Annotated in this window: 17 protein-coding genes and 1 tRNA gene; 7 read left to right on the top strand and 11 right to left on the bottom strand. The window is 57.3% G+C overall.

Going from position 1 to position 18,378, the window contains the following annotated elements; translation table 11 throughout:
• Window positions 1–241: 241 nt before the first annotated feature.
• On the top strand, window positions 242–1,378 hold the full coding sequence (locus tag ACC569_RS01770; RefSeq protein ID WP_372521775.1) for a YeeE/YedE family protein: 1,137 nt from the start codon (window positions 242–244) through the stop codon (window positions 1,376–1,378).
• A gap of 109 nt (window positions 1,379–1,487) precedes the next feature.
• Window positions 1,488–1,563: transfer RNA gene (locus ACC569_RS01765), tRNA-Lys, on the top strand.
• A 463-nt stretch (window positions 1,564–2,026) separates the two neighbouring features.
• Here ACC569_RS01765 and ACC569_RS01760 read toward each other — a convergent pair.
• Window positions 2,027–3,169: a YeiH family protein gene (locus ACC569_RS01760; RefSeq protein WP_372521774.1), complete on the bottom strand. Its 1,143-nt coding sequence runs from the start codon at window positions 3,167–3,169 to the stop codon at window positions 2,027–2,029.
• A 384-nt stretch (window positions 3,170–3,553) separates the two neighbouring features.
• On the opposite strand from ACC569_RS01760, the gene ACC569_RS01755 reads away from it, so the two are divergent.
• The 4 genes from ACC569_RS01755 (at window position 3,554) to ACC569_RS01740 (ending at window position 7,275) form a co-directional block, all read left to right on the top strand.
• Window positions 3,554–3,757, top strand: a complete 204-nt coding sequence (locus ACC569_RS01755) for a hypothetical protein (RefSeq protein ID WP_372521773.1) — start codon at window positions 3,554–3,556, stop codon at window positions 3,755–3,757.
• 219 nt (window positions 3,758–3,976) lie between these two features.
• Window positions 3,977–5,692: a methyl-accepting chemotaxis protein gene (locus ACC569_RS01750; RefSeq protein WP_372521772.1), complete on the top strand. Its 1,716-nt coding sequence runs from the start codon at window positions 3,977–3,979 to the stop codon at window positions 5,690–5,692.
• Between the two features lie 32 nt (window positions 5,693–5,724).
• A complete protein-coding gene (locus ACC569_RS01745) occupies window positions 5,725–6,195 on the top strand; it encodes a rhodanese-like domain-containing protein (protein ID WP_372521771.1) in 471 nt (156 codons plus the stop codon).
• Window positions 6,196–6,441: 246 nt separating this feature from the next.
• Entirely contained in the window at window positions 6,442–7,275 is an 834-nt protein-coding gene (locus ACC569_RS01740) for a rhodanese-like domain-containing protein (protein ID WP_372521770.1), read from the top strand.
• A gap of 123 nt (window positions 7,276–7,398) precedes the next feature.
• Here the strand turns inward: ACC569_RS01740 and ACC569_RS01735 are convergent, their stop codons facing one another.
• The gene (locus tag ACC569_RS01735; protein WP_372521769.1) at window positions 7,399–9,795 is read right to left on the bottom strand and encodes an EAL domain-containing protein; all 2,397 of its coding nucleotides are present in this window, start codon (window positions 9,793–9,795) and stop codon (window positions 7,399–7,401) included.
• Window positions 9,789–10,508 carry a substrate-binding periplasmic protein gene (locus ACC569_RS01730; RefSeq protein WP_372521768.1) on the bottom strand — a complete coding sequence of 240 codons (720 nt, stop codon included), beginning with the start codon at window positions 10,506–10,508 and terminating at the stop codon, window positions 9,789–9,791. Before ACC569_RS01730 ends, ACC569_RS01735 begins: the two co-directional genes overlap by 7 nt.
• A 365-nt stretch (window positions 10,509–10,873) precedes the next feature.
• Here ACC569_RS01730 and thpR point away from each other — a divergent pair, with 365 nt between their 5' ends.
• The gene (thpR, locus tag ACC569_RS01725; protein ID WP_372521767.1) at window positions 10,874–11,440 is read left to right on the top strand and encodes an RNA 2',3'-cyclic phosphodiesterase; all 567 of its coding nucleotides are present in this window, start codon (window positions 10,874–10,876) and stop codon (window positions 11,438–11,440) included.
• On the opposite strand, the gene ACC569_RS01720 is transcribed toward thpR, so the two are convergent.
• The 8 genes from ACC569_RS01720 to ACC569_RS01685 form a co-directional block, all read right to left on the bottom strand.
• The gene (locus ACC569_RS01720; protein ID WP_372521766.1) at window positions 11,421–11,885 is read right to left on the bottom strand and encodes a hypothetical protein; all 465 of its coding nucleotides are present in this window, start codon (window positions 11,883–11,885) and stop codon (window positions 11,421–11,423) included. The two genes, thpR and ACC569_RS01720, sit on opposite strands and share 20 nt — an antisense overlap.
• 27 nt (window positions 11,886–11,912) lie before the next feature.
• Window positions 11,913–12,539, bottom strand: a complete 627-nt coding sequence (locus tag ACC569_RS01715; protein ID WP_372521765.1) for a Rieske 2Fe-2S domain-containing protein — start codon at window positions 12,537–12,539, stop codon at window positions 11,913–11,915.
• A 152-nt stretch (window positions 12,540–12,691) separates the two neighbouring features.
• On the bottom strand, window positions 12,692–13,975 hold the full coding sequence (locus ACC569_RS01710) for an HD-GYP domain-containing protein (protein ID WP_372521764.1): 1,284 nt from the start codon (window positions 13,973–13,975) through the stop codon (window positions 12,692–12,694).
• 70 nt (window positions 13,976–14,045) lie between these two features.
• Complete coding sequence (locus ACC569_RS01705) at window positions 14,046–14,942, bottom strand: phosphoribulokinase (RefSeq protein ID WP_372521763.1); 897 nt, start codon at window positions 14,940–14,942, stop codon at window positions 14,046–14,048.
• A gap of 98 nt (window positions 14,943–15,040) precedes the next feature.
• Window positions 15,041–16,777: a thiosulfohydrolase SoxB gene (soxB, locus tag ACC569_RS01700; RefSeq protein ID WP_372521762.1), complete on the bottom strand. Its 1,737-nt coding sequence runs from the start codon at window positions 16,775–16,777 to the stop codon at window positions 15,041–15,043.
• A 178-nt stretch (window positions 16,778–16,955) separates the two neighbouring features.
• Window positions 16,956–17,816 (bottom strand): sulfur oxidation c-type cytochrome SoxA, encoded by an 861-nt coding sequence (gene soxA, locus ACC569_RS01695; protein WP_372521761.1) that lies wholly within the window; start codon window positions 17,814–17,816, stop codon window positions 16,956–16,958.
• Window positions 17,817–17,867: 51 nt separating this feature from the next.
• Window positions 17,868–18,188 (bottom strand): thiosulfate oxidation carrier complex protein SoxZ, encoded by a 321-nt coding sequence (soxZ, locus tag ACC569_RS01690; protein WP_372521760.1) that lies wholly within the window; start codon window positions 18,186–18,188, stop codon window positions 17,868–17,870.
• A gap of 39 nt (window positions 18,189–18,227) precedes the next feature.
• The coding region (locus ACC569_RS01685; protein WP_372521830.1) for a thiosulfate oxidation carrier protein SoxY at window positions 18,228–18,378 on the bottom strand (151 nt) is incomplete at its 5' end.

The following is an 18,378-nucleotide window of genomic DNA, read 5'->3' as shown; positions in this document are numbered from 1 at the left end:
CGATTGTACCTCACGGTGAACGCTGGGTGGTTATTTTAACGCTCCCGGTTCTTTCGGGTAAGCCCTGTCGTGTATGTCGGAATGTCGTTGCGAGCGCCAGGATTCAGTGACCGGCGGTTATGGCACTAGACGTCAAAGCCACGCAAAATAATCCATGGGGTGGCCCGGGAATAAAGCCCCGGGTGTCCGCGTCTAGAGCGGTCATGTGTATTTCACCGTAAGGCAGTGAGCAGGGGGTTTTATGGAACTCAGCAATGTTCAGAACGTAGCGTTGGGGGGATTTCTGGTGGCCGTGGCGTTCGGCGCTATCGCCAACAAGACGAATTTCTGCACCATGGGCGCGGTGAGCGATTGGGTGAACATGGGCGACAAGAAACGTCTGCGCGCCTGGTTTCTGGCGATCGGCGTCGCCATCCTCGGCTCGCAACTGCTGCAGGCGCTGGGTTACATTGATCTCAACAAATCCATTTACCTGGCCGCCAACTTCGGCTGGCTCGGACATCTCCTCGGCGGGTTTCTTTTCGGCGTGGGTATGACCTTGGGCGGCGGCTGCGGGCAGCGCACGCTGGTGCGCACCGGCGGCGGCAGCCTCAAGTCGCTGGTGGTGATGCTGCTGATGGCCATCACGGCCTACATGACTCTGCGTGGTCTGCTGGCGCTGGTGCGTCTGAATGCCATCGAGACCACGAATATCGATCTGGCGGCGCGCAACATCGCGGACCAGAGCATGGCGACGTTGATTCAGGTGGTCACCGGCGCCGCGGATGCGAAAACGGTGCGCTGGATTGTGGCCGGCATTACCGGTCTGGGATTCACGATCTACGCCCTGGCCAGCGCCGAGTTTCTCAAGAGCTTCAAGAACCTGTTCGCCGGCGTCAGCATCGGACTGTTCATCGTCGCGGGCTGGTACATCACCGGCAAGCTCGGCTTCGATGAGTTCGAACCGGTGCGGCTCGAATCCTACACCTTCGTCGCGCCGGTGGCGGAAAACGTGAATTACCTAATGACCTTCACCGGCTCCACGATCAACTTCGGCATCGCTGCGGTATTCGGTATCGTCGCCGGTTCGTTTCTGTACGCCGTGCTTTCTGGAAATTTCAAGATCGAAACCTTCAGCTCACGCGGGGACATGGTTAACCACATGATTGGCGGCGTGCTCATGGGTTTTGGCGGCGTCATTGCCCTGGGCTGCACCATCGGCCAGGGCGTCACCGGCATGTCCACGCTGGCGCTGGGCGCGGTAATCACGCTCACCATGATCATCTTCGGCGCCGCGTTGACCATGAAAGTGCAGTATTACCTCATGGATGAGCATGGATTTTTCCGGGCGTTGCGGCTGGCGCTGGCGGACATGAGACTGCTGCCCGCCGCCCGCTAGCCAGAATCAGCCTGATCCTTCGCTTCTCCGGCCCGAGTCATTCGGTTTGACAGGGTTACGCGGCCTCTGGATAATGCCGCCTCCCGTTTTCCCCCACTTTGGCACACGCGGGCCGTTAGCTCAGTCGGTAGAGCAGCTGGCTTTTAACCAGTTGGTCGGAGGTTCAAATCCTCCACGGCCCACCAATTATCAACAACTGTGGTGAGCAGCAAAATTTAAACTATTGGCCGGAGGTTCACTTTCTTCGCTCCGCTATCCCGCTCCGCTCGAAAGCCCAGGGTTCGCCATCCCTGGCGAACCCGCTCGCCAGGGCCTTTGTCCAGTGGACAAAGGCCTTAATCCGGCTCGCCCTCCACGACCCACCATTAATCAATCACTTAATGCATGTCTCGGAGTAGTGCTGTCCGATAAAACACTGATTGTCCGATATCCGATCCTATTGAGCGGCTTCACGCGCTCAGGACGCCGCCGATAGATGCGTTGCGTGGTTGCGCTGTCAGCGTGAGTAAGTAGCTGTTGAGCCTGCGCTAGTGTCTCGGCATCCGAAACGCACTTCGCCCGCAGGTCGTGTCCAGTGAAACGCTCTTTTACCCAGCGATGACCCGGAGAATTCGAATTCCCGGCGACGTCATAGGGTCGAGTTCGATCCTACAGCTTCAACCATCCCGTGGAAATTGCGAGAAAACTCGCGCTTCCGACGATGATCCATAACACAAGCCCGTGGACGAACGGACGATATCTGATGTTCTTCAGCGTTGAACGGGCCATGCCACTGCCGATCAGGAATAAAGCTAGCACGAGGGTTCGCTGCGAAACGTCAGAAACCACATGACCGGCCGGTATGAGCGTAGGCGCCCAGGTGACGAGAGCCGCCATCAAGAGAAATCCCAGAATGAACCAAGGCCGCTTCACTTTAGTCTGAGCGCATGCTCCATCCTTTCGCATCCAGAACAAGCTGACCACACACACCACCGGAACGATCCAGAGGGCTCGAGCCAATTTCACAGTTGTGGCGACCTCCAGCGCTTTGGTCCCGTATTGCGACGCTGCTCCGACCACCGAGCTCGTGTCGTGGATTGCCAAGGCGCTCCAAAGGCCGAATTGGTTTTCATCGAAGCCCGCCCGGTGTCCAATCCAAGGGAACAGAAAAAGCGCCAAAGCGTTTAGAAAAAATACGATCGTCAGAGACAGCGAAACCTCATGATCCTTGGCCCGCATGGTTGATGCGACCGCGGCGATCGCACTGCCACCGCAAATCGCCGTGCCTACTGAAAGCAGAAGCGAGGTCGTGTAATTAGTTCGGGTTAACTTTCCCAACGCGAGGCCGAGAGCCAGCGTCATCGATATGCCTACGGCAGTATAGAGCGCGCCATGCATTCCGACGGCAGCAATGGTCATTAGATTCATCGCCGCGCCAAGTCCGACGACGGATACCTGCAGTAGTATGGGTGTGTAGCGGTGAGTCGTCGCAAGATAAGGATTGCCGATAGTGAGGGCGAAGAACATACCCATCATGAGTGCGACGCCAGCCGATATGATTGGCAGCAGTGTAAATAAACCGACCACAAGAAAGAGAACCCGAGCGATTGTGGTTTTAGACGTCCCTATCGGATCTCGAAAGCGGGCAAGCGCGCGGGTTACGGGCGGCAGCGATCGGGTCGCGGTATTCAACCCGAAACTGATCAAGGAAAGGATGCTCAAGCCCCCGCGCTGCAGGATCGACGGTGCAACAGTCTTATGCGCAGCATCTTGTGCCGCCGGCTTTATGTAAGCCTGAGTTGGTAATTCCATTTTAGAGTCCAAGCGTGACAGCGGTCTAACCGATGCCATGTCGGACCATTTGGTTGAAGACAATCCCTGCCATAGGCGAGTGCAAGGAATATGCCAAGGAAAGCGGTGTCGCAATGCGCAGCGAGCAATAATAGTAGAGGGCAGAAACCAGGATAAAAAATGCCTTCAGATATGCGTTTCCGTGGGAGCGAAGGATGGTGTTCCTCTTGGGAATTGGTTCACCCCTTTATTTCTCCGGTTTTAACGCGATAGGCAAATTTTATATGTCCCCTGCCAAATATTATATATCCGAGGACATCCAATTCTTTGAAAAGACAGGCTTATTGAGTTGGCACGGAGATTGCTGCTTACCTGGTGGTTTAATTAAATTAAAGGAGAGTATCCATGAAAGCAGAATCCATCACACGTAAATTACAGCTCGTAGTTTTTTTATCCGCGTTAAACACACTAGCCGTCATGGCCATGATGGGCCAGGCATACAGCTTCGATGTCGATAAAGCATCAGCCAAAGCACCTGAAAAGGTATCGCTAATCGGCAATATGGACGCGTCAATAAACGCAACAGATGCGGTTGTGCTTGAAAGATAGAGCCACCGGAAAATAAGCGAGCAAGATTGAGGTATTCAGCGTCCTTTGGGTCTAACCCGCTAAAAGTACCTGTATGCTTGGCATTAATTTTGCTATACGTATCTAATGATACGAACACAATGTGAGATCGGCCTGGAGTGGAAGGCCAGGGGACTCCCCGTCGAGTAAGCCTGTATTCATTCGCAGCCGGCAACCGCACATGGCAGGACACGTAACTTTATGCTGAAAGATCTAAGTATCAAAATGCGACTCTACATCAACATGGGCTTGGCGCTCATGGTGATGTTTATTCTAACAGGGGTGGACCTCTACAGCGTCAGACAGGGTTCGAGCGCGCTTGAATCTGTCTACGAGCGCTGGGTAGTCCCGACATCGGATCTCACGGCTGTTGACGCCGATCTGAAGGAATTGCGCTTCCGCATGGCGGCCTATCTTGTGGATCAGATGCCGGCGGTAGGCAACATCAATCAGCTCGGCGAGGCGCGCGCGCAGATCCCGGAGCGCTGGAAGAAATACAAAACGCTCACGGAACAGGACAAACTCAACGACGAGGGGCGCGAGCTGATCGGAAAGATCGACAATCAAATTGCGATTCTGGGGCCTTTTCTGGACAAATTGGAGGCGGCCTACCGCGCGAACAGAAAAGCGCAGGTAGCCTCAATGCTGGAGAACGAATGGCCGCAAGTACATGCCGGGCTGCTGAAGCCGATCTCCAGCCTGCTGAAGACCCAAGAGGACGCGGTCAAGAGTACCTATGATCACTATGCGGCCGACGGCTGGCGGCTGATCTCGTTTGTACTGATAGTGCTCGTGGCCGTTATGGTAGTAATGATCTATTCCGGATTGCGTAACGTTCAGGCTATTGGAAAACCGCTCGCGCAGGCGGCGGCTCTGGCCGCGCGCATCGCCTCGGGCGATCTCACCGGCAAAGTTGAAGTACGCAACCATGACGAAGTCGGACGACTGTTGATGGCGCTGAAGCAAATGAACGATAACCTGCGGCGCCTGGTGGACAGTATTCGCAGTAGCGCCGACTCGTTTGCGCACGGCTCGCAAGAAATGAGCTCGGCGGCGGAACAACTTTCCTCCTCCGCTCAGGAACAGGCCAGCTCGCTCGAAGAGACCGCTGCTTCGATGGAAGAGATGACCAGTACCGTGAAGCAGAACGCCGACAACGCGCTGCGCGCCGACAAGGTGGCGCTCGAGGCTCGCGAAGCGGCAAATGAAGGCGTGGTGATGTCGTCCTCGGTCCAGCGGTCCATGGAAGCGATCAACGCGAGCAGTAATAAGATCGCCGACATCATCGGCGTTATTGACGAGATCGCCTTTCAGACCAACCTGCTGGCGCTCAATGCCGCGGTCGAGGCAGCGCGCGCCGGCGAACAAGGACGCGGGTTTGCCGTGGTCGCCGCTGAGGTACGCAACCTCGCCCAGCGTAGCGCTTCGGCAGCCAAGGAAATCAAAACATTAATCCAGGACAGCGTGGAAAATGTGCAGGACGGTACGCAGCTTGTCAACGCCTCCAGCAAAACACTAGAGGGCATCGTCGAAAGCGTAAAGAACACGGCCGAGATCATCGCCGAAATCAGCGCCTCCAGCCAGGAACAGGCTTCCGGCATCGAGCAGGTCAACCGCGCCATCATGCAGATGGACGGTGTCACGCAATCCAACGCCGCCCAGGTCGAAGAACTCTCCGGCACCAGCCAGTCGCTGGCCGTGCAGGCGGAACAGTTGCAGGAACTGGTTGCTCAATTCAAGATCGACTCCGGGCAGCCGCAGCGGGTTTCCGTGTCGGTGCCTTCCTCCGCTGCGCCAGCCTCTCAAGCGGAATCTAAACGCACGCAGGAAAAGATTTCCTCGAAGGTCCTGTCTCTTCGACCCCAAGCGCGGGGAGTCGCGGCACGCGCTGTAAAGCTGGATCTTGGGGATTTTTGAAACACATGTTGTTTATCAAAGGAGATCAAGTCATGGCTATCTTTATTGTCAAGCTCAGAAAATTTCTTTATGGCCTGTTCGGTTTCGCGGTCTTGGCGTTCCCGACCCTGGCTTTGTCATCCGGACCTCAGACACCCGAGTCCATCCCGGGAGTGACGGTGGTCACGGCCGAGAAGGCGAAGGCCATGGTGGATGGCGGCATGCTGATGGTGGATACGCGTGTTGCCAACGAGTATGTCGAGCAGCACATCAAGGGAGCCGTTAGCATTCCATACAAGGAGAAGAGCGACAAATCAGTGCACTTCGACGTGCGCCAGGACAGTTTTGATCTTGAGAAACTGCCCACGGATAAAAACACATCGGTGATTTTTTATTGCAACGCGGGCGAGTGCTGGAAAAGCTATAAGTCTAGCGTGGTCGCCGTCAAAGCCGGGTACAAGAATATCTACTGGCTGCGTGGCGGGATTCCGGAATGGAAATCAAAGGGTCTACCGGTCGAGTAGGCTCGGCAGGCAGCGCGGCTGCACCAGAAATACTGGCCGAGTTTCAAATTCCGTTTTTTAAGGATCATTCTCGGCAACGCGTACAGAAAAAGCTTCAAGGGCAGAAACGCTCTCAAAAATCCCAGGGCAACACGCGTACATTCGTCGGATGTCCTGAAGGTTCTTCAGGACATCAAGGGATCTCCAAAGGGCAGGGATGGCATTCGTTTAATCGTTACTCGGGCCAGACCGTAAAAGGGGATTGTTATGTACCGTGTTAGCAGAAAGTTTGTATTTTTCCTATTGATAGTCGGGGTTACTGCTTGTTTGCCCACCACGGCGGGGGCCGAGCAGAACAATGAATTCCCACTGCGCTGGCGATACCCGGACGTGAGGACTCTTTCGACCCAAGAATTCTACAAGATGCACGATAGCGTCCTGGTCGTGGATGCCCGCACCAGGTTCGAGTGGGAGACGATGCGCGTCAACGGTTCGATCAACGTGCCGGTGGACGAAGTCGATAACGGCAGGAACCGCGCGTTCGAGGCGGACATGTCAAAAGTACAAAATGCGAACACCAAGCCGATCGTTTTCTACTGCAACGGCAAGGCGTGCGCCAAATCCTATGAAGCGGCACGGCGGGGGCAACGCGCCGGAATCACCAATATTTTTGCCTATGACGCCGGGATCTTTGACTGGGCCAACGCTCATCCGGAACTCACCACGTTGTATGAAAAAACACCGATCGACAAGTCGGACCTTATCAGCCCCGCGGAGTTCAAGGCGCGCATGCTCCCCGCCAAGGATTTTCGCGCCAGGGCGAATGCCGATAAGTGCAACTGTATCATCGTGGATATCCGCGACCGGGGACAGCGCGATTTTCTACTGTTTCCGATGCGCGAGGAGCATGTGAAGGTTGACGATAAGGCCGCGCTGAATGTCCTGATAGAACAAGCAAAGCTGCAAAGGAAGACATTGCTCATTTATGACGCCGTGGGCAAGCAGGTCATGTGGCTTCAATATTATCTGGTGCGGCGCGGAGCCGGGGACTATTTCTTCATGCAAGGCGGCGAAGAAGGGTATGTGGCGTCGCTGAAGTAGGGCGCATGCATGTAAACGTTGTGGCCAATAGCCAGCTGTTGAAAACATCGTCTGTGGTCCCCCGGGGCTGGGGCCGGTTGAAGTCGCGTTAGGAATTTTGGACAGTGATGGATATATCCGTACTCAGCCCGTTGCGAGTCGGCTCTTGCCTAACAGGGTGGCGAACTCCGCGGCAGGCAACGGCTTACTGAAATAAAAGCCCTGCGCGGCGTCGCAGTGTTCCGAACGGAAAAACTCAAACTGCGTCTGTGTCTCTACGCCTTCAGCGATTGTTTTCAACCCCAGGATGTGCGCCATGTTGATGATCGCCCGAGCGAGGGCGGCGTCGTCCGCATCGTCCGGAATGTCGTGTGTGAACGACTGGTCGATCTTGAGCGCCTTGACCGGGAAACGTTTGAGGTAGGACAGTGAGGAGTAGCCAGTACCGAAATCGTCGATGGTGAGCGTGATCCCCATCTCGGCCAGAGCGCGCAGTGACTCGAGCTTCTCGGCATCATGGTGCAGCAGGACGCTTTCGGTGATCTCCAGCTCAAGCATAGTCGGGTCGAGGCCGGCATCCTTGAGCGCCCGGCGCACGGTGCGCGCAATGGGCGGTTGGCCGAATTGCCGCGCCGAAAGATTGACCGCCACGCGCAACGGGCGCTTGAACTCGCGCTGCCAGCGCTGACATTGGGCGCAGGCCTCGCGCAGCACCCATTCGCCGATTGGCACGATCAATCCGGTGTCCTCGGCCAGCGGGATGAACTGCGCCGGCGGGATCAGCCCGCGCGCGCCGTGCCGCCAGCGCACCAGTGCCTCCATGCCAAGGATCTCGCCGGCTGCGCATCCAATGATTGGTTGGTAATGCAGCACCAGCTCCCCGCGGTCCACCGCGTGGCGCAGGTCATTCTCGAGCGCTAGATTTTCGACCGCTTTGGCCATCATATCCGCGGCATAGAAACGATAGGTATTACAGCCGTGTTCCTTGGCGCGGTACATCGCGATGTCGGCGTTGCGCAACAGCCCCGACACATCCTTGACGTCGAAGGGGTAAAGCGTGATGCCGAGGCTGGCGGTCATATGGAGTTCACGCCCGGCGATGTGAAACGGCTGCGTGAAGGCATCGAGAATTTTCTGCGCCACGCGTGCAACATCGTCCACGTGTCCTATATCGGCGAGAATCAGTGTGAACTCATCTCCGGATAGGCGCGCGACCGTGTCGCCCTTACGTGCCGCGCCGGTCAGGCGCTCGGCTACGGCCTTCAGAAGCTGGTCGCCGGCGTCATGCCCGAGCGTGTCATTGATGTTCTTGAAACGGTCGAGGTCAAGGAATGCCACGCCCACCAATCGTCCGTGACGGTCGGCCTCGATCATGGCTTGGCCCAGACGGTCGGCGAACAACACGCGATTTGGCAGCGCGGTCAGACTGTCATAGTGCGCGAGATGTCCGAGTTGTTCCTCGGCGCGCCGGCGCTCGGTGATATCCACCTGAACGCCGAGCATGCGGACCGGCCGGCCGGCTTCGTTGCGCCGCAACGCGCCGCGCGACAGGAACCAGCGGTACGAGCCGTCCTTATGACGCAGCCGGAACTCGACCTCATAGTAAGACATGCGGTCGGCGAGACAGTCTTGGATCGTCGCAAGTGCGCGCTCGCGATCTTCGGGATGCAGGCGGCTTTCCCATGCTTCGTAGCTGCTCGGCATTTCCTCCTCACGATAACCGAGCTGGCGCTTGAACACCGGCGACAGGTAGACAGCGTTGTTTTGCGGGTCCCAGTCCCACAAGCCGACATCGGCGGCTTCGGTAGCGAGTTGGAATTGCTCTTCGCTGTTCTGCAGCGCAGTAAGCGCCACGCGCGTCTTCTCATGCATGTGATTAATAGCGGCGGCCAGTTCATCCAGTTCATTGGGGATACGGTGACCCTTCTGTGCCAATATCAGCGGCGACGCGGGCAGGCGCACGTCCATGCCGCGCACGTAGGCGGCCATGGTCTGCAAATGGCGGTTCACCAGCCAATGGAAAAACACAAACGCGAATCCGGCCATCAGGAAGGTCTGGAGACCATTGCTCGCAAGAATGATGAGCGTCTGGGTGAGCAGTTGGTGGTAGACATCATCGAGGCTTACCACCACGGTCAGGGTGCCGAGCGGGATTTCTCGTCCCTCTTGCGTGTACACCATCGGGTATTGCTGCTCGATCACGTTGGCCGAGCGCCGGGCCCCCGCCTGTGACCAGAGTTTCTCGCCCTCGCGCACCGCGACGTACTCGAAATTCGGGATGTGCGCGATGCCTTCGAGTTGCAACAGGAGGTCATTTTCGTTGGTGGCCCACAACGATCGGGTCAAGGCCTTCAGATGCACCTGTTCGATTTGCCGAAGGTCAGCCTCGATGCCGCGCATGTCGTGACGGTACTGGCTGTAGAGCTGGATGACGGTAAGGAGCAGCGTAATAGCCAGGCTGAACAGAACGATCGCGACGATCAGTCGCCGCGCAAGCGGCGAGCGCAGCTGCTCGCGACGCCATATGAAATTGTTTACCATCCTGTGGTCTTGTCGTACGGCAGGAGTTTTTCGCGGTAGACGCGTTGATAAAATCCCTCGCGCTTGAGTGTCAGCAAGGCCGTTGCCAACTTCGGCACGAGCTTGGTGTGACGCTTATTCAGGTAGATATACATCGCGCTGCTCGCGAGCGGTGGTTCGAGCGGGCGAATGTTCTTGAGCCCCTGCTTCTGGATAAGCGCCAAGCCCATCCAGCGCGCATACAATGCCACCTCGATGCGATCACGATCGAGCAAGCGGAAAAGTTGCTCGGGGTCATCGACGGTGGTCACGCGCCCGGCGCCGGCCATGTTCCGCTCGTAGAATTTCCAGCCCTTGATGAACCCCACGGAATGATGGCGGATCGCTTCAAGGTTGGCTGGGATCGAAGCTTCCTTGCTGAAGGCGGCAAAATCCCAGTCGATGAGTTTCTCCGGCACGCGCACGAGATTCGGGTATTGCTCCTCGATACCCGCAATCCGTGTCAAATCACCATCCTGCAGCCCGTTGTTGGTAAGCAACAGCGCACGTTCGGCGGGCAATTTGACCAAGCGCAACTCGACCCCGATCCGTCTGAATGCTTCGGTGGCGATCACATCGAGAAAACCGGTGTGTTCGGGGGTGGTGAAGGGCGGCTCATTGACGTCGTTCAGTACCAGCACCTGCGGCTCGGCGGCGAAATCAACCGGCGAGATAAACAAAAGGCACGTCAACAATAATAACGTCCGACCACAGACATTCCTTAACCATGCCACAGTTATTCGAGCCGCCGAGAGCAGATCTGGGAAAATCACATCTTTCCATCGCCTATGGGACTTATAAAAATCATACCGGCAACACCGGGCCGAGGCCTGCATCGTTATCGCGGCAAGAATCCTATATGCGCTATAAATATACATGTGAGCATGACTGTCATTTATCATTATAGCCAAGCCCGTAGTCCAAAAATCCATACAGGCCGCTCCCATTAACCGAGTCCAGCTGTGCTTGGTCAATTCTCAGGATCCCACCGCCCCGGCGCCTGAAACCACCCACAGCCCACCACATACGGGTAAACTGTCATTCGTTGACGTGAATGACGATGAATCCTGACAGCCCTCCCGCACCGGCGCCGGAAACGAAAAACCAGCGGTTGTTTTTCGCGCTGTGGCCGGCCCTTGAACTGAGCCGCGAGCTGTATAGCGTTGCCGGCCGGGTTCTGGAGGGCGACGCACGACGCGTGCCGCCGGAGAACATTCATCTGACGCTGGCGTTTCTCGGCTCGGTGAAGGCGTCATTCCGGCAGTGCGCTGAACAGATTGCCGCGGCGATTCGAACCGGCTCCTTTACGCTGACGCTGGAACAGATCGGCTGCTGGCCGAAGCCGGGCATCGTGTGGGTGGGACCCCGGAATACGCCCGAGCCCTTGTCGCGACTGGTGCAGGAATTGAATGCCGGGCTGGCCGCCTGCGGTTATGTGCCCGAGGAGCGATCTTATGCGGCGCACCTCACCGTGGCGCGCAAGTTGCGCCGGTGTAATAAAAATCTTCCGATTGACCCGCTGATGTGGGAGGTGCGCCGATTCTGCCTCGTGCAATCGCACACTCACGCCGAAGGCGCGCGCTATGAGATTGTCAGCGCCTGGGAGCTTAATTCGTCGGAGCCGTGAGTACGCGTCCCTGGGAAGGCAGTTTTGTATAGAGCAGGGCGCGCATGGTCAGCAGGTTTGCCAGCGTCCCCTCGTGGATATGAATCTTGAGCGCGTTTTTTCCTTTGCGTTCGGCCATGCATTCGCGACGACGCAGATCCGCGGTGCGCAGGATGGGGTCGCTGTAGGAAAAATAGGCCACACGTTGCCGGCGCCGGATGAGTTCGAGAGTGATCGTATGGCTGCGCAAGTCACCGCGCGTGCCGATGACCAGCGCCAGTTCGCCGCGTTTGGCGATAAGATAGCTGAAGTAATTGGTATTGCTAACGGCGCAGATCAACCGGGCGATGTCTTGCCGTATCAGATCCAGCAAGTCGACGCGCTTTTCTTCATGCTGGCATTTTCCCCGCGCACGACCATCTCTAAGCTGGGCGGCGATTTCATCAGGCGTGAAGTAGCCCATCATGTCGCGCACGCCTGGCCGTGTCCCGCCTTACCAGCGCGCATAGAGTCGACCGTTCTCAAGCTTGGATTCAAAACGTTTTAAAGGTCGATTTCCTTTTTCCACGCACTTGCCGGTTTTGATGTCGAAAGCCCAGTGGTGTTTGGGGCAGGTCAAACGAAAGCCTTCCAGCGCGAGATGCGGGATGTTGGTGACCTGATGCGGACAGCGGCTGTCGTAGATGTGGAACTCGCTATTGGCGCGGTATACGAAAAGGCTGCGCCCGTCGCTGTCGCAGTAGGTGATTTTGCCTTCCGGGACCTGATCCGCCGGACTGACTTCATGCCAGCGTTTTTCGACGCCGAGGTTCTCGGCGCGGAATTCGGGAATATCCATGTCGATCAGGATGTCGATGGCCCAGACGATCTTGGCCAGCCCGAGCGCCGGGAACGCGTGCAAAATCGCGTCGAGAATTTCATTGGGCGTGGCGCCGGCGTCGAGTGCGCGCGGCAGGTACTGGCGGAGTCCCTTTTCGGTCTGGGTCGCGATTTTGGTGATGACGGTGATCAGCATCCGGGTTTTCGGGTCGAGCGATTTCCCCGTTTCCTTGAGAAACTTGAAATAGGACGTCATCGCGTCGGGCCGAATCTTGACCAGATAATCCAGGGCGTCACTCATCTCGGAAATTCTCCTGTCGTTGTTGAGTCGGCATGACAATCGCACGCTGCCGGTTGGTGTGTATTATGAGCAGCCGCCGTCACCCGCACCAGCAATCCAAAAGAGATAACCCGAGTGGGTTGTCGTCTAGAAAAACCGGGAATGAAAGAGACTTAGCCACCCAGGGGGATGTATTTGGTCGGCAAGACGCCGTGCGCGCCCGGGGGGAGGACCTTACGGATTTCCAATTCCCGGCCGGGTCCCGCACCTTCCTGATGCATCAGGTCGATGACCTTGGCGGGCGTAAACGGCGTCTTGTCCGGGTTGAGAACCATGGCCACCTTGGGTTTCAGGCGGCGCGTGCGGTTGACGGAGATCACCACTCCGACAGCGCCGGTGCTGAGTTCGACAACGCTGCCGATGGGATAGATGCCCATGCACTGGATGAACTGTTCGACCAGCACCGGCTGAAAATCGCGGCCGCGCCACGAGTACATTTTTTTCAGGGCATCGTGCGCCGACATGCCGGCGTGATAGGAGCGATCCGAAGTGATGGCGTCATAACAGTCCACGATGGCCCCGACGGTACCGAAGAGTCCGATGTCTTCTCCCTTGACGCCGATGGCGTAGCCGCCGCCCGCATAGCGTTCGTGATGGAACCGGGCGACGTCAATCGCAACGGAAGGAATGCCGTGGGTTTGTTCGAGAATATCGACGCCGCAGGGGACGTGACTTTTCATGAGAGTGAATTCTTCTTCTGTCAGCTTGCCCGGTTTGTTGATGATATCGTTCGGGACTTTCATTTTTCCCACGTCATGCAGCAGCGCGCCAAGCCCGAGCAGGTTCAGCTCCTCGTCCGAAAGATCCAGATGACGACCGAAGGCGAGCGCGAGCACGCACACGCGCAGACTGTGGAGCGCGGTGTATTCGTCTTTTTTCTTGAGCTGGTTGAGGCACATGAGTGCATCCGGGTTGCGGATGACGCTGTCGACCATGTCGGCAACGACTTTTTTTGCGCCGCTGGTGTCGATGCTGCGGCCGAGACGCACATCCTCCATGATGTCGTAGACGGCCTCGCGAGTATTGGTCACGACGATTTTGGCCTGGCCGATTTCTTCGTCGAGCGTCGTTAAATCCTGATACCGCGGTGCGTGGCGATGCCACGGGGCGAAATTCTCCACCACCTTTTCGAGATGGATGATGCGCTCCTTGGAATTTTCCCCGGACGCCACCGCCGTGAACGATGTAGCCGCGACGCGCCGTGGCTTCGGGGAGACATCGGAACCTTCGTTGGTGTCGATGAAGACGTGCTTGCAATGTCGCTTGAGTTCCTCGATCTCCTCTTCCGACGTGATCTCGAAACCCTGAAACAGGAACGGCGTATCGCGCCAATTCCGGTCCAGCTCGGAGACGTACATGCCCGGGCGCAGGTCCTCGACGGGAATCTTCTTCTTCATAATCCTAAAGATAGCAGCAAGAACTACGCCAAATTGGCGCGAAATTCAGGGGGTGGGAGAGAAAAACAGGCTAGACATTCTTTTTGTTTTCAAGCAGTTTATAGATTATCGGCGTGAGGATGATTTCCATGGCAAAGCCCATCTTGGCGCCAGGCACGACGATGGTATTGGGGCGGGACATGAACGATCCGTGGATCATAGTCAAAAAGTAAGGGAAATCGACGTTCTTCGGATCGCGGAAACGGATCACGACCAGACTCTCGTCAGGCGTGGGGATGTCGCGCGCGATGAAGGGGTTGGAGGTGTCCACGACCGGCACGCGCTGAAAGTCGATGTGGGAGCGCGAAAACTGCGGAGTGATGTAATGCACATAGTCGTACATGCGCCGTAGAATGGTATCCACCACGGCCTCGGCGGAGTAGCCGCGCTCGGCGGTGTCGCGTTGAATCTTCTGGATCCATTCCAGGTTGACGATCGGCACCACGCCGACGAGCAGATCCACCCACTTGGCGACATCCACGCCGGCCTTGGCGTCCACGACGCCGCCGTGCAGGCCTTCATAAAACATGAGATCGGTGCCGGAGGGAATGTCTTCCCAGGGAGTGAACTCGCCGGCCTTGAGCGTTGTGCCAAGCCGCTTGTTGTGTTCGGCGGCCTCCTCTTCGCTGTGCAGGTAGTAGCGTTTCTTGCCAGTGCCGGTTTCGCCGTAGGCCTTGAACTGTTTTTCCAGCTCATCGAAGATGTTGGACTCGGGACCGAAATGGCTGAAGTTGCGGTTGCCGCTGGCTTCGGCTTTTATCATCGCCTGACGCATCTCGGCGCGGTTGAAGCGGTGGAAGCTGTCGCCTTCCACGATCGCCGGGTTGATTTGGGCCCGCCGGAAAATGTGCTCGAAAGCACGTTTGACGGTGGTGGTGCCGGCGCCGCTCGAACCGGTGATGGAGATGATCGGATGCTTCTGGGACATCGCTAGAATTCCTTCAGGTCGCTGAAAGCGGCACATTCTACCTCAGAGAGATAAACGGATACTACTCGCCGCGAATCCGGCGAAGCCGCGGTTATGCTTCAGCCAGCGTATCCGGGGTTGCCGGAAGCACCTTTGAGACGGGGAATATAGGGTTGGCCGATGCGGGCGGATCTCGAAGCGCGCAGATATTCGGCCACGACGTCCCACACGGGCTTGCCGGGCTCGATCGGCTGGACGCTGGCCCAGCCGGCGACCTGGTATTTTTTCGCGGCAGCGAGCGGTTTGCCTTTTATCGTCACATCCTGGATGCGCCGGCCGTGCGTCTGGGCGATGTCGAGCGTGTACTGGAGGCCGCCGACGCGTACCATGTCGCCGCCCTGCTGATAGTAAGGATCCGGGTGGTACAGGTTATCGGCGATGTCCTCCATGATGATCTTGATCTGTTCGCCGCTGAGCTGGTTCACGGTGGCGGTAGCGTAGGTGATGGCGGTCTGATCCATGAGGTTATCCATGGTGATCGTGTCGCCCGGTAACAGCGTGGTGCCCCAGCGGAAGCCGGGTGAGAACGCCATGTCCGCGCCCTGCACCGCGAGCAGCGCATCGATGATCAGCTGATCGAAGGTGCCATTGAAATTTCCGCGGCGGTAAAGCAGACCTTCGGTGACCGCGAGTTTCTCGGCGAGCTTATCGGCATAAGGCGCTCGCACCTTTTCGATGTAAGCGGCCATTTCCTTGTCGGGTGCAAGCAGGTTGGCGAACACCGGCAGCAGCTTGTAGCGGTAACCGCGCAGCTTGCCGTCTTTCACGTCGAGATCGAGCAACGACAGGAATTTTCCGTTGCAGCCGGAGTTGATGACGAGTGTCTGACCGCCGCGATTTTTCACGAGAGACGGCGCCGGCACGGCGTCATGCGTATGTCCGCCGAGGATGGCGTCGATGCCGCGCACGCGGCTTGCCATCTTGAGGTCCACGTCCATGCCGTTGTGCGACAGCACCACGACGACTTGCGCACCCTTGCCCTGCACCTCGTCCACCATTTTCTGCATGTGATCGTCGTTGATGCCGAAAGTCCAGTCCGGAATGAGATATCGCGGGTTGGCGATCGGCGTGTACGGAAATGCCTGGCCGATGATCGCGACCGGCACCTTGTTGATTTCGCGGATGACGTAGGGTTTGAAGATCAGTTCACCCCAGGTGGCGTCGCTGACGTTCTGCGCCAGAAATTCGATGTGACCCTTCAGGTCATTATCGACAATCTGCTTCACGCGTTCGGCGCCGTAGGTGAATTCCCAGTGCCCGGTCGCGATGTCCACGCCGAGCAACTTCTGGGCATCGACCATGTCCTGTCCCTTGGTCCACAGCGAGGTGGCCGACCCCTGCCAGGTGTCGCCGCCGTCCAGCAGCAGCGTGCGGTCCGGGCGGCTGGCGCGCAGGTTTTTCACCAGCGTGGCGAGGTGGGCAAAGCCGCCGATCTTACCGTAGCGGCGCGCGGCCTGCTCGAAATCGAGATAGGTGAAGGCATGCGCTTCGATGGAGCCGGGCGCGATCTTGAAATGTCTGAGCAATGCTTCGCCCACCAGATGCGGGGGTTTTCCGCGAGCCGCACCCACCCCAATATTAATGTTGGGTTCGCGAAAGTAGGTCGGCATCAACTGCGCATGGCAGTCGGTCATGTGCAGCAGCGAAACGTTGCCGAATGGCGGCACGTCGTAAAGACCCCCCGCCTTTCTGTCGTCGGCCAGTGCCTTACGGCCGGTTACATCGTTGTCGAACACAAGGCCGGCGGCGGCTCCCACGGCGAGCATTTGCAGGAATTCGCGTCGCGAAAGACTCATTGTTTTATCCTGTTTCTGGTAGTTGTCAGAAAAAATAAAAAATTTAATGGGTGGAATCCGGCTTTGTTCCTTGGCTGCGATGGGACGCGTGGAGGTATATGCCTATTCCTTAAATAATGAAGTACAAATTAAAAACCCGGCGTTACGCCGCCGGGTTTTTAATGAGCGCCCGGTCAGTCTAGTTGCGCATGGCCGGCGCCGTCAGGGGCAGGCCGCTGCTCATATAGGTCTCGTAGAACTGAAGGTCGTTATAAATCTCGCTGCCGTGCTTCTGCGATTTCGCGCGTATTTGCGAGTTGCAGGTCATGTAGCGGAAGTGAATGGTCTCGAGACGGCCCCATTCCAGACGCTGGGCCGGCCACGCCGTGGTGTGTCCCAGCGCGGCGCTGAGCGGTTGGTTGCCGCCGAAGTTTTTGCCCGCAAGGTCCATATGGCAATTGGCGCAGGCGAAATTGAGCTGCCCGCGACGTTGCCACCAGTATTTTTTCCCCTCTTCATAGGCCTTGACGGCCCCGGGGCTGGAGATGTCGATCTTGACGCGTTGTCCTTTTGACAGAGAATAGAAATAGGCGGTCAATTCGGCCAGCCTGATCCGTGTATTTTGATCCTTGTCGAGATCGGTGAATTCGGGCTCGCCGTTTTTCTTCAGGCAGCCGTTCAGGTCCATCTCGGCGGTGCGCACCTTCTGCATGGCCTCGTCCCAGTAGGGGTAACCTTGGGCGATATTCTTGCCGCCATTCGGGAAGCAGCTGGCGAAGGCCTTGCCGTTTTTGAACGGGGTTTCCCAGATTTTTTTGCCGATGGCGAGTCCCAGCTCCAGCGGCGGAAACTCGTTGTACAGCAGCCATTGCTCCCGGTAAGTCTCCATACCCGGCAGGGCATAGAAACCATTGGCGTATTCATCGAACGGCACCGTGGGAAATTTCTTTTTGAAGAAAGCCTGGAAATTTTTGAGATCGGTGGCCGGATCGGCGATGGTCACGGGCGATGTTGCCGCGAACACACCCAGAACAGTCATAAACAGGAATATTTTTTTCATCGCGGGTTCTCCTATGGTGAATACACGGACCGGATCGAACGCAGTGTTCGATCAGCTGATGGTTGTTTCCTCGCTGGCGCTCTCTCCCATGTTGTCGCTCCAGGTAACCTTGAGCTTGGCACCGGATTTGGCGCCTTTGAGCTTGATGCCGATCAGCGGGTCCTTGGCAACCGCCGTCCCGAGATCGGTCGAGGCGACTTCCTTGCCGTCCAGGGAAAAGCTCATTTTCTGGATGAAATGCGGCGGGACCTTTTCCTTGGTTTTGGGGTCTACGCGCAGCCCGGTTTCCATCGGGTGGCTTACTAGCACCAGCACGTCGGTCACGCCGTCCTGGGTCTTGGTGCGTATTTTCGTCTGTTTGTCTGTTGCCATGTTGTGTTCCTCAGCGATATTCGTTTGGAATCTTCAAGCTTATCCGCCGCACCCACCCACCGTCACCTTGATGTTCTGCCGGGCGCTGTAGAGCTTGCCGCCGGACTTGACCACGGCGACGACGTCCGAGGTCTGGGCCATCTTCATGCGCGCGGAGAAATAGCCCTCGGCGCCCTGGAAGCTGGCGTGG

It is taken from the genome of Sulfuricaulis sp. (assembly GCF_041499725.1).
Classification (GTDB): Bacteria; Pseudomonadota; Gammaproteobacteria; order Acidiferrobacterales; family Sulfurifustaceae; genus Sulfuricaulis.
Note: the sequence above shows the minus strand (reverse complement) of the source record. Positions and strands in the feature narration are given on the sequence as shown.